We start from the raw sequence: 12,008 nt of genomic DNA, 5'->3' as shown, positions 1-12,008 counted from the left end.
TTAATCATTTATTAAGATTAGTCATCTTCATCAATGTCAAGGGCGATTTCGGATAAGATAATACCTGTACTATCAGCATAAATAAAATCACCCGAGAAAAAGGTAACGCCCGCAAAATTAATACGAATATCGACTTCACCAATGCCATTATCATCGGCGCCGACGGGAATAGCTGCTAATGCTTTAATCCCAATTTGTGACTTTGCTAAATAATCTACTTGACGAACAGCGCCGTATATAACGATGCCTTGCCATTGATTTTGCACAGCAATATCAATAAGCTCCGCATCTAATAATGCGCGTCTTACAGCACCACCGCCATCAATAACAAGTACTTTACCTAACCCATTTGTTTGCAAAATTTCATATAACAAGCCGTTATCTTCAAAACATTTTACTGTGACAACTTGCCCAGAAAATGAAGTTAATCCACCATAATTAGAAAATATTGGCTCAACAACATTAATATCTTCAGGGTAATAATCACAAAGAATAGAAGTATCAAATTCCATAAGTTAAGCTCCTTTAACCAGTATACTGCGTGTTACATTAACTAAAATAATCATTAAATAGCAATCGTGTTAAATATAGTAATTATTGTAAATAAGGATTTAAAATAAAAAATGGATTGGATCTTTTTCATTTTGTATTTGACCTTTATTTACATTAGGTTATTTAAAAATTTAACGCTATCGATTTTAAGTTTATTATTTATAAAAGGCTAATTTAATTTGTCATTTTTTTTACAAAAAAAACTTTTGTGACTTTTTTATATACTGTCTGATTTTACCTTCTCTTAATGATGAAATAAAAATACCTGCTATGCCATAACCTGCACCAAGGCAAAGTAACATAAATATATTCATATAATTATCAGATAAAGACAATCCCATTTGATTGATATTTGCAATCATATTAGTCGCCCATGTTGAAGGTAATAGTTTAGATATACATTGCACCCACAAAGGCATCGCATCGATAGGCCATATTGTCCCTGAGAGATAAAAAACGGGTGTTGTTAAAAAGGCAATTGTAAGATAAATCATTTCAACACGCCTTAAGCATTCTGTTACAAATTTACTTAGACCCATTACACCAATTAATAATAAAAAGGTCATAAAAAGAATCTCGGTAATACTTGCTAGTTGTCTATAACCTAACAGGTGTGGCCATAAGCCAAATAATACAATTGAAAGAAATAACCAAATAGGTAATAGTCCACATAAACTCCCCATATAGATCATTTTTGAGGGCTTACCTTGTGGTAAGGAATTAAGCGTTATATTCGTACGAGTTGCAGCAATTAAAAAAGAATGTTGCAATAACATAACCAGTAAACCAGGAAAAGTAATCGCTGCTAAACTAATTCCTGCATTGTATAAAGGAACCGTTTGACTTTTAATCGGCATTAATACAATCTCAGCTTGCTTCGCCGAAAAACCCTTATTTTGTAGTCGATGAGCATTATAGTTTGTCAAAATATTTTGATACATCGCTTTGAGATCTTGTTGGACTAAACCATTTGCTAGGCGGCTTGATGCATCGCTATACATTTGAATCGAAATCGTTTGACCTTGTAATAATTGCTTTTCAAAGTTACGAGGTATTGTCAGCACCGCAAAAATTTTACGCTCATTAATATCTTGATAGGCTTGCAACGAACTTTCGTAAGTTACAACCGTAATTTTACTGTTGGTACTTAAGGCACGAATTAAATAACGACTTTCTGAACTATGATCAAGGTCAACAACAGCAACAGGCATGTTAGAAATAGTGCCATTCATATACACTAAACTCATTAATGAAGCAGAAAGCAGCAATAATAACCAAAGTGGTCTACCTAATAAAACCAATAAGGTTTTTTTGAATGCTGCCCAAAATTGATTCATCATTACATCACTTCCTTACGATGTAAGCGGCGAGGAAGTTTTTTTCGGACCAATAAGGTAATAATAATTGGATAAATTAATAATACACAGCAGGTTTTAAAAATAGCTGCAACCGTTGTATGCCTCAAAAAGAGATCAAATAATTGGTTTAGCGCATAAGTTAAAGGTTCAATCGATGAGATAACCCTAGCAATCCATGGCATGGCAAATTCAGGAACAACAACGCCCGAATAAGTTAAGGCAAGTCCCACAAGTATCCCTATATAAGTGTAAGCATCAATGGATGATTTCGTAAATGTAAATAACAAAATACCAATACTTTGCGCAGCGATAACATAAAAAAATACCACGATTAACATCGCAAAAGGTGATCCAGATACACGCGCTTTTGAAAAAATTACCAATAATGCAATTTCAAAAATTAGTAAAGCCGTATACCAAAACGTATAAGGGGCAAGCTTTCCCATTACAAAAGCATATGTTGGACGAGTGAAGCGTGATAACTTTGCTAAAATATGTATTGTCAAGGTTACAACAAAAAGCTGTAACAAATGCACCACCGCCATAAATTGCTGAAAATACATCGAATTACCACTGGCGTTAAATAATCCATCATAATTAAAATTAACTTTAGTTAATTTTGGTATTGTCAGACCAAAACGACTTGCCATCGTTGTTTGATATTGCGTATTTATACCACTTATCATCCCCGTATAATCCATAATGGAATATAAACCAGCGCTGTAATATAACGCATTATAATAAAGCGTTGGCGCAGGCTGTTTACCAGATAATACGTCCTTTTCAAAATTAGCAGGAATGTAAAGAAGTGAATAGATTTTTGCTGTTTGTAAATCATGTTCAGCACGATTAAACTGATCCGAATAATTAATTAATTTTGCATGCGCACCAGCATCAAGATCGCGAATGATTTCACGAGATAATTTACTTTTATCTAAATCAATATAGCCAACTGGCATATCATATAATACGCCTTGATAGAAAATACTACTGATTAGTACAAATAAACTTAGTGGCATAATCCACATTAATAAATGAAAGGTAAAGTGCTTAAAAACATTGGGCATTTCACCATTAAATGAATCTTTAAAATGACGGATAAAATCATCAATTAATTGTCGATTGACCATAATGTGCTCATACCTGCTCGTAATCCGTCAATAGATTCGATGGGATATAATCTAACTTCAAACGTTTTTAAATCAAAATCTCCTGTTGCTCGAGTTGCTCTTTTGGTTGCAAAATCGCCCATCGCGGCAATATAACGTACTTCAGCTTTTACTTTTTTATTTCCTAATGCCGGAACAGTCAACTCAACGTGTTGTCCCTTACGAATGGTTTGCATAAGATTTTCACGAATATTAAATACAAAATAGACTTGTGATAAGCGCGTTATCGTTAATAAAGGCGTTTCAGCATTAAATAAATCGCCGATTTCAGCTGGGATTGAACCAACCTCACCATCAACAGGGGCTTTCACATTTAAATCTTGGTATTGAATAGTTAATTGCTCTAGTTTTTGCTGCGCTTCGGTTAATTTTGCTTGGTAAATTTGCCTTTGCTCAATGCGATCTCCATGGACGGCTTCATCTAAATTAGCTTGGGCAGATTGCATTTGTTGAAAAGCATAATCACGCGCCTTAATTGAATTATCTAACATAGATTGAGAGATATACCCTTTGTCTGAAACCGTTTTATTACGATTATATTCTTTAAGTGCATTCTCATAATTAACTTTTGCTTCAGCAAGCAAAGCTGTATATGAGCGAATACTTTCTTCACGTGTTCCATTTTCTGAAAGAGCAAGCTGAGCTTTTGCTTGATCAAGCTGTGCATTCGCTGCGTTAACTTGAGCGAGTAATTCTGGACTATCTAAGGTAATAAGTAATTCATCTTTTTTAACTTCTTGACCTCGATTAACATAGATTTGTGTAACTCTACCTTTCGCTTTTGAAACAACAGTCACATTCGGAGCATCACTTTCGCCCTGCAAAATAAATTGACTATTATGCGATAAAATTAAAATCGTCATTGAAAGTAAAATTACAATAAAAGTAATAACTAGGAATATTCTTTTATTCATATAAGCCAATAAAATCAACAATAAATAATTTTAAAGCAAATAGCATAACATGAATAACTTAAAGCTTAAATCTGGACAGTATTAATTTCCATTATTTTAGTATTTTAAGCTTTTAAGCTTTTAAGCTTTTAAGCTTTTTTATATTGGAATCAATAGTTTAGAGCGTATAATTAATAGATAATAATAATATATTGAATTAAAAAAATAGATAAAACCATACTTATTTAGTATGATATTAACAACAACAACGGGACAGAAAAACAAAATGAAAAAAATTGTTATTATAGGTGGTGGTGCTGGTGGCCTTGAACTAGCAACAACGTTAGGTGATGAATTAGGTGTCGATAATAAAGCCGAAATTACATTAATTGATAAAAATAGTTATCATATCTGGAAACCACTATTACACGAAATCGCAACGGGTGTGCTTGATGAACAAGTTGATAATATCTACTATTCATCGCAAGCAAATCAACATCATTTTTCGTTTAAACAAGGCGCTTTTTTAAATATCGATCGTGATGCAAAAAAAGTATTGATCAATGATACAAAAGAAAATTTATCTTATATTGATTATGATATTTTAGTTATCGCTATCGGTAGCACTTCTAACGATTTTGGTACACCAGGCGTTAAAGAACATTGCATCTTTTTAGATGATCAGAATGCCGCACTTAAATTACGTGAATTATTACTTGCTCATTTTACCCATTTTTGTATTCTTTCCAAACAAGACAAAAATAATCAAGAAGATAAAATGCGCATTGCTATTGTAGGTGGTGGTGCAACGGGTGTAGAGCTTGCATCAGAATTACCAAGCATGATAGATAATTTTGGTGATTGTGGGCGAGTAAAAATCCCTTCTGGATTATTAGATATTACGTTAATTGAAGCAACCGATCGCATATTACCTGCACTACCGCCAAAAACTGCTGAGGGAGTAACCCAAACTTTACAGAAAGAAGGCATTCATGTTTTAACCAATACTATGATCACAAAAGCTGAAAATGATGGTTTTCATACAAAAGATGGAACTGTCATTAAAGCAGATATTATGATTTGGACTGCAGGTGTTAAGGCGCCTGATTTCTTAAAAGATATTGCAGGGCTTGAAACTAATCGCTCTAATCAATTAGTCGTTAAACCTACTTTACAGACAACATTTGATGATAATATTTTTGCTATTGGAGATTGTGCTTCTTGCATGCAAAGTAATGGCAGACCAGCACCGCCGACAGCGCAAGGTGCTAACCAAATGGCTAATGTATGTGCAATCAATATTGAACATCTCATTGACAATAAACCATTGAAAAATTTCAAATATACCGATAAAGGCACAATCATTTCTTTACATGATACTGCGCAAGGTGTTGTCACATTATTACCATTTAAAAAACAGATGGGAGTTAAAGGTTTTATTGCACTTTTAATTCATCGTTTATTATATCGTATGCATCAAGCTAAATTATTAGGGATTTTTAGGACACTTCGATTTGCTAAAGCGAGTAAGATTATGCATCGCATCAAATCATCATCTATTTTTTCTCATCGTAATTAATCATGTCTGTTTGCTTCGCTGTCTATAAAAACAGCGAAGCTCTTTAAATATTAATTAGATAATAAACAACGAACTGGCGCAAAACTTTTGCGATAAAGATGATTAACACCATGTTTTTTTATTGCTGCTATATGATCCTTTGTCGGATAACCTTTATGTTTTGCCAAACCATAATGGGGGTATTGTTTATCTAAAGCCACCATTTCACGATCACGAACAACTTTAGCCAAGATAGATGCTGCACTAATTTCTTTTACTAATAAATCGCCTTTAATAACAGCTTGTGATTGAATGCCAAAATCTGGGCATCGGTTACCATCAACTAAAATATAATTAGGTTTTATAGAAAGTCCAGCAACAGCACGCTGCATCGCCAACATAGTTGCATGTAAAATATTTAACTCATCTATTTCTGCAACAGTTGCTCTTGCAACACAAAAGCTTAAAGCATTTTCTAAAATTCTCTCAAATAACTGTTCTCGCTTCTTTTCAGTCAATTTTTTAGAATCTGTTAAACCTTCAATATCTTTATTCGGATCTAAAATAACCGCTGCAGTAACAACGTCGCCACATAAAGGACCTCGCCCGACTTCATCAACACCCGCAATTAACGAAATATTAGGATAACTAAAAGAAACAGTATTCAATGTGATGACCCTAACACATCCATAATTGCTGATGCGGCTTGTTCATCTGCATTACAGCAAATTTGTTGGTGAAGCGCTAAAAAGGTATTTTTTAATTCAATATTATTATTCTTCTCTTCAATAAAAGGAATAATATGATTGGCAATATTTTCAGGATTACAATCTTTTTGTAATAATTCTGGCACAATTTTTTTAGCGGCTAAAATATTCGGTAACGAAACATAAGGAATTTTGATCAGCTTTTTAGCCAACCAAAAAGTGAAAGGCTTCATTTTATAGCCAACAACCATCGGGCATTTCGCTAACATACATTCTAAAGCAACCGTGCCTGATGCCAAAATTGTAGCATTACTCGCAATCATAGCTTCACGCGCGTGCCCATATAAAAATTGGATATTAAGAGCAGGTGCAACTTGCTGTTTAATTTCTAAAAATTCTTTGCGCCTTTTCGCATTTGCAAAAGGAACGATAAAATGTAATTTGGGATACCTCGACGCTAATAATTCTGCTGCTTCTAAAAAAGGCTGCGAGAGCAAAGCAACTTCACTTTGTCGGCTACCTGGCAATATGGCAACACAGGTTTTTTCTAATGGAATAGCTAATTGCTTACGCGCTTTAATTTGATCAGGCTCAAGCGCAATATCATCTGCCATTTTATGACCAATAAAACGGCAAGGAACATGATATTTATCATAAAATGCTTTTTCGAAAGGTAAAAAGGCTAAAATCAAATCCGTATTACGTTTAATTTTAAAAACGCGTTTTTGTTTCCATGCCCAAACAGACGGGCTAACATAATGAACGGTTTTAATCCCTGCTTTTTTTAATTTACCTTCGAGCGAAAGATTAAAGTCAGGCGCATCTATACCAATAAAGATATCAGGCTTTAGTTTTATTAACCGCTGGGTAAGATCACGCCTAATAGCTAAGATACGCCGCAATCGCCCTAAAACCTCAACAATGCCCATGACAGATAATTCTTCCATATCAAACCAACTTATGGCACCTTCCGCTTGCATTTTAGGACCAGCAATACCAACAAATTGAATATTCGAATAGCAAGATTTTAGGGCTTTTATCAAACCCGCCCCCAAAATATCACCGGATGTTTCACCGGCAACTAATGCAATCGTTAAAGGTTTATCTATCATTAACGAATAATTCCGCGCGTCGAATAAGATAAGAAATCAATAAAAAGTTTAACTTCAGGAGAAGATTGCGCCAATTCATCAAGATCAGTTTTAGCGGCATCTAATGTTAACCCATTGCGATAAAGAATTTTATAAGCATTACGAATAGCTTGTAATGCTTCTTTGCTAAAACCACGGCGTTTTAAACCTTCGTAATTGACACCATGAGGAGTTGCATGATTACCTTGAGCAATAATATAAGGTGGCACATCTTGCGCAACACCCGAACAACCACCAACCATAACATGAGAGCCAATTTTACAAAATTGATGCACAGCAGTCATACCGCCAATAATCACAAAATCACCTAATTCAACATGGCCACCAAGCGTTGCATTATTGGCTAAAATACAACGATCACCTATCACACAATCATGAGCAACGTGGGCATTAACCATCAGTAAATTATCACTACCTATTTTGGTTAGATTACTACCTTGAATTGTGCCACGATGGATTGTTACGCTCTCACGAATCATATTACGATCGCCAATTTCAGTAAGCGTAGGCTCACCACGATATTTAAGATCTTGATTAACTTCACCAATTGAAACAAATTGATAGATTTGGTTATCTTGTCCTATTTTTGTATGACCATTAATGACGACATGAGACTTTAAAAACGTACCGGAACCAATTTCGACATTTTTACCGATAAAACAAAAAGGTCCAATTTTAACGTTATCGCCAATTTTTGCACCCTCTTCAATAATTGAACTTGGGTGTATTTCTGTTGCCATTGTCTTTCCTTAACTTTAATTTTGCTATCTAACGATGCCGTTATTTACGCGCGCACATCATCTCGGCTTCACAAACTAATTTACCATCGACAGTTGCGACGCCATGAAATAGTGCAATGCCACGACGTTCTTTAATATATTCAACATCTAACATCAGCTGATCTCCTGGTACGACAGGACGTTTAAAACGTGCCTTATCAATAGAGGCAAAGTAATAGAGCTGCCCTGGCGTCAATTCTTCAATACTTTTAAATGCTAAAATACCCGTTGCTTGTGCCATGGCTTCTAAAATCAAAACACCCGGGAAAATTGGTTTATTAGGAAAATGCCCTTGAAAGAAAGGTTCATTCACGGTGACATTTTTGATTGCTTTTAGCGTTTTTCCTTTCTCATAACTAATGACACGATCAACCATCAGAAATGGGTAACGATGGGGAAGTAAACGGATGATCTCTTCAATATCAAGAGAATTAAGTTCGGTAGTCAAAATAGCTATCCTTATTACATTAAATTATTAACAATTTTCAGCATTATATCGAGGAAGATATTTACACTCAAGGTTAATTAAATTTACTGAAGCAGATCCTTTATTAAAAATATAAAGTTCGCCTAAATCGATCGATTCAAAAAGAGAATATTTACATCAAAAATAATTTATTGTTAACAAAAATAATTCATATATAATTATTTAGTTTTATGTATGAACCTTTTTAATTTGGAGAGTTTATGAAATCATTAATTAAAATGACATTGCTAAGTAGTGCAATTGTATTAGCGCTAGCTGGCTGTAATGAAAAAGATCAAAGTGAATCCTTACCCGCAGAAGAATCGACTGTTATTGTAGAAACTACATCTCCTCTAACAAAAGCAACCGAAGCAGAAGTAGAATCTTATGCTTTGGGTTCATCATTTGCTAGTTATGTTAAAAGTAATCTAAAAAATGGCAAGATTACTTTTGATTCTAACTATTTTATCAACGGATTTACCGAAACATTTAAAGGTGCACCGCAAAAATCTGAAGAAGAAGTTAAAACAATTTTAGATAATTTTAGTAAACGCATTCAACAAGAAGCGCAAGAAAGTACTAACAAAGAAATTGCTGAAAATACGGCTGCTGGTGATAAATTCCGTGAAGAGTTTGCCAAAGAACCTAATGTGAAAAAAACTGAATCCGGTTTGCTTTATCAAATTATTGATACAGGCAGTAAACCAACCGCTCAAGCTGACGATATTGTTACTGTAAATTATACAGGTAAATTGATTGATGGACGTAAATTTGATAGTTCATATGATTATAATGAACCCGTAAAATTCTCACTTAATCAAGTTATTCCTGGTTGGTCTGAAGGTCTACAATTAATCGGTAAAGGCGGTAAAATTAAATTAGTTATCCCACCTGAATTAGCATATGGTAAACAAAATATCGATGGACATGGCGAGAATGCAGGCATACAACCGGCATCAACCCTAGTTTTCGATATAGAATTAGTTTCTATTGATAAAGCTAATGATAAAACTGACGCAAATCAACATGATGATAACGCTCATTAAGAATATGGTATTCATTTGCTTAATCAATCAAAGCAATCATTAAGCTATACGCTTGTTGTAATGAGCCCCGCTTATGGGGCTCAAGCTGCTTATTGTGCTTATCAATTTGCAAAGACACTTCTATTAGATTCCCCTCATACTATTAAATCCGTTTTTTTTTATGCCGACGGCGTTTATAATGCCAATCGTTTTAACGATCCTGCTAATGATGAATTTGATTTAACCGCTGCTTGGAAACAATTAGCCGAAAAGTACTCGTTAAAATTAGCGATATGTATTGCGGCTGGGCAACGGCGAGGAGTTGGTGAGCATAATCTTGCTGAGAACTTTTATTTGGCTGGATTAGGAGAGCTAAGCGAAGCCATGCTTAAATCAGATCGCATTATGCAATTTTAAACGTTTTTTATCCTTATGAAAAATATTGCAATCATTTTTAATGAATCTCCACATGGTACATCGAAAGGTCGCGAAGCGTTAGATATGGCTTTAGCTTTATCAGATATAAATCACGTTTCTGTTTTTTTTATTAATGACGGTGTTTTTCATTTATTACCGAAGCAATTACCTGAACTCATTTTAAATCGCGATTATATCGCAACCCTCAATATGCTTGAATTATATGATATTGAAGATATTTACGCCTGCCATGCGTCAATTAAATTTAATCACTTAAACTTAGCTGACTTTAATCTTGATGTTAAACTCATCGAATCTAACGAATTAAAACAAAAACTTAATAATCAAGATGTTATCTTACATTTTTAATTTTCTAATCACTTTATAATTAAAACTATTAAGTTAGCGTAAATATTTCCTCTTATTTAAACCTCGAAAATATTTACATTTCGCTTTATTATTTTCATTTTTATAATAGAACTAAAAAGCTACTTTATACAGGAAAGCCTTATGTATGCGTTAACACATTGCCGTATTTATACTGGTTATCAAATTTTAGATAATCATGCGGTTATTATTGAAAGGGATAAAATTAAGGCTATTGTTGCACAAGAAACGCTATCAAAAGATGTTCCTCAAAAAAACCTCCAAGGCGCCATGTTAGCACCTGCTTTTATTGATCTTCAAATAAATGGCTGTGGTGGCGTACAATTTAATGAAAGATTAGATTCATTATCAATAAATACATTAGAATTAATGGCAAAAACGAATCTTAGCTCAGGATGTACTAATTTTTTACCGACCTTAATTACATCAAGCAATGAATTTATGCATAAAGCGATTAGTGTTATGCGTGATTATCTTAAAGTTCATCATAATCAAGCATTAGGGTTACATCTTGAAGGACCGTTTATCAATCCAATAAAAAAAGGCATCCACAATGAAAAATTCATTCGCGAGCCAAATGCAAAAGATATTAATTTTTTATGTGATAATGCCGATGTGATTAAAATCATTACACTCGCGCCTGAAAAAGTAAAAACAGAATTTATAAGGCAATTATCTGAAGCGGGGATACAAATCTCAGTCGGTCATTCCAACGCTACCTATACTGACTGTCAGCGTGGATTTAATGCTGGCATTCGCCTAGGTACTCATCTTTTTAACGCCATGCCACCTATTTTAGGTCGTGAGCCGGGTATTGTCGGTGCAATTTATGAAGCCGCTCATGTCTATAGTGGTATCATTGCTGATGGTGAACACGTAAGCTGGTCAAATATCCGTAATAGCCATAAAATCAAACAAGATCACTTAATTTTAATTACTGATGCCATGTTACTTGCTGGCACAAATTTACCCAAAGCCACATTTGCCGGCAAAACTATCTATTATCAAAATTGTCGCTGTGTTGATGAAAAAGGCACTTTAGCAGGCTCAGCACTTAATATGATTACCGCGGTAAAAAATAGCGTTCAAAACGTCGGCATTGCTTTAGACGAAGCGTTAAAAATGGCTTCCCTTTACCCAGCTCGCGCAATTGGTGTAGATGATAAATTAGGCAGCATTATTGAAGGTAAAATTGCTAACCTAGTTATTTTTGATGATTATTTTAATGTCAAAAAGACCATTGTTAATGGTTTATGGGATTTTAAATCAAACAGTGGTAATACGGTTGAGTGAAGTGGCATAAGTAATTGAAAATAGGGAATGATGGTGTTAAATATCATGCTCTGTTGTTTAGCTAAGATACCCCAAGCGATACCTATTACAGCAAATACCCCGCCTTGCATTTAAAAGGTGATTGGTTAAAAGAGGCAGGCTTTGCAACTGGGCAACTTGTCACAATTACGGCTGAACACGGCAAGTTGATTGTTGAAATTGCGAGCTAAATCGAAAAGATGATTAATAATTAGTTTATTTTGTGAGATAGATC

Annotated in this window: 14 protein-coding genes; 6 read left to right on the top strand and 8 right to left on the bottom strand. The window is 34.3% G+C overall.

Annotation, left to right across the window (positions count from 1 at the left end; translation table 11 throughout):
* Positions 1 to 17: 17 nt before the first annotated feature.
* The 4 genes from rraA to ACSYSW_RS01275 form a co-directional block, all read right to left on the bottom strand.
* Positions 18 to 512: a ribonuclease E activity regulator RraA gene (gene rraA / locus ACSYSW_RS01290; protein WP_491705064.1), complete on the bottom strand. Its 495-nt coding sequence runs from the start codon at positions 510 to 512 to the stop codon at positions 18 to 20.
* Positions 513 to 743: 231 nt separating this feature from the next.
* Positions 744 to 1,889: an ABC transporter permease gene (locus ACSYSW_RS01285; RefSeq protein ID WP_491706124.1), complete on the bottom strand. Its 1,146-nt coding sequence runs from the start codon at positions 1,887 to 1,889 to the stop codon at positions 744 to 746.
* Between the two features lie 2 nt (positions 1,890 to 1,891).
* Positions 1,892 to 3,040, bottom strand: a complete 1,149-nt coding sequence (locus ACSYSW_RS01280) for an ABC transporter permease (RefSeq protein ID WP_491705065.1) — start codon at positions 3,038 to 3,040, stop codon at positions 1,892 to 1,894.
* Positions 3,022 to 3,993, bottom strand: a complete 972-nt coding sequence (locus ACSYSW_RS01275; protein WP_491705066.1) for an HlyD family secretion protein — start codon at positions 3,991 to 3,993, stop codon at positions 3,022 to 3,024. The genes ACSYSW_RS01280 and ACSYSW_RS01275 overlap by 19 nt, the downstream gene beginning before the upstream one ends.
* Positions 3,994 to 4,258: 265 nt before the next feature.
* On the opposite strand from ACSYSW_RS01275, the gene ACSYSW_RS01270 reads away from it, so the two are divergent.
* Complete coding sequence (locus ACSYSW_RS01270; protein ID WP_491705067.1) at positions 4,259 to 5,551, top strand: NAD(P)/FAD-dependent oxidoreductase; 1,293 nt, start codon at positions 4,259 to 4,261, stop codon at positions 5,549 to 5,551.
* Between the two features lie 50 nt (positions 5,552 to 5,601).
* Here the strand turns inward: ACSYSW_RS01270 and rnhB are convergent, their stop codons facing one another.
* From rnhB to fabZ, 4 genes are read right to left on the bottom strand one after another with little or no spacing between them, the layout of a single operon-like run.
* Entirely contained in the window at positions 5,602 to 6,198 is a 597-nt protein-coding gene (gene rnhB / locus ACSYSW_RS01265; protein WP_491705068.1) for a ribonuclease HII, read from the bottom strand.
* A complete protein-coding gene (lpxB, locus tag ACSYSW_RS01260) occupies positions 6,195 to 7,349 on the bottom strand; it encodes a lipid-A-disaccharide synthase (protein WP_491705069.1) in 1,155 nt (384 codons plus the stop codon). The genes rnhB and lpxB overlap by 4 nt, the downstream gene beginning before the upstream one ends.
* Positions 7,349 to 8,128: an acyl-ACP--UDP-N-acetylglucosamine O-acyltransferase gene (gene lpxA, locus ACSYSW_RS01255; protein ID WP_491705070.1), complete on the bottom strand. Its 780-nt coding sequence runs from the start codon at positions 8,126 to 8,128 to the stop codon at positions 7,349 to 7,351. Before lpxA ends, lpxB begins: the two co-directional genes overlap by 1 nt.
* 40 nt (positions 8,129 to 8,168) lie before the next feature.
* A complete protein-coding gene (gene fabZ, locus ACSYSW_RS01250; protein ID WP_491705071.1) occupies positions 8,169 to 8,615 on the bottom strand; it encodes a 3-hydroxyacyl-ACP dehydratase FabZ in 447 nt (148 codons plus the stop codon).
* A gap of 239 nt (positions 8,616 to 8,854) precedes the next feature.
* On the opposite strand from fabZ, the gene fkpA reads away from it, so the two are divergent.
* The 5 genes from fkpA to ACSYSW_RS01225 all read left to right on the top strand — a co-directional run bounded on the left by fkpA (position 8,855) and on the right by ACSYSW_RS01225 (position 11,964).
* Positions 8,855 to 9,679 carry an FKBP-type peptidyl-prolyl cis-trans isomerase gene (fkpA, locus tag ACSYSW_RS01245; protein WP_491705072.1) on the top strand — a complete coding sequence of 275 codons (825 nt, stop codon included), beginning with the start codon at positions 8,855 to 8,857 and terminating at the stop codon, positions 9,677 to 9,679.
* 15 nt (positions 9,680 to 9,694) lie between these two features.
* Positions 9,695 to 10,075 carry a sulfurtransferase complex subunit TusD gene (tusD, locus tag ACSYSW_RS01240; protein WP_491705073.1) on the top strand — a complete coding sequence of 127 codons (381 nt, stop codon included), beginning with the start codon at positions 9,695 to 9,697 and terminating at the stop codon, positions 10,073 to 10,075.
* 15 nt (positions 10,076 to 10,090) lie between these two features.
* Positions 10,091 to 10,444 carry a sulfurtransferase complex subunit TusC gene (tusC, locus tag ACSYSW_RS01235; RefSeq protein WP_491705074.1) on the top strand — a complete coding sequence of 118 codons (354 nt, stop codon included), beginning with the start codon at positions 10,091 to 10,093 and terminating at the stop codon, positions 10,442 to 10,444.
* 141 nt (positions 10,445 to 10,585) lie between these two features.
* Positions 10,586 to 11,755: an N-acetylglucosamine-6-phosphate deacetylase gene (nagA, locus tag ACSYSW_RS01230; RefSeq protein WP_491705075.1), complete on the top strand. Its 1,170-nt coding sequence runs from the start codon at positions 10,586 to 10,588 to the stop codon at positions 11,753 to 11,755.
* A 104-nt stretch (positions 11,756 to 11,859) separates the two neighbouring features.
* The gene (locus ACSYSW_RS01225) at positions 11,860 to 11,964 is read left to right on the top strand and encodes a SymE family type I addiction module toxin (protein WP_491706276.1); all 105 of its coding nucleotides are present in this window, start codon (positions 11,860 to 11,862) and stop codon (positions 11,962 to 11,964) included.
* The last annotated feature ends 44 nt before the right edge of the window (positions 11,965 to 12,008 follow it).

Source organism: Gilliamella sp. ESL1225 (assembly GCF_058502635.1).
Note: the sequence above shows the minus strand (reverse complement) of the source record. Positions and strands in the feature narration are given on the sequence as shown.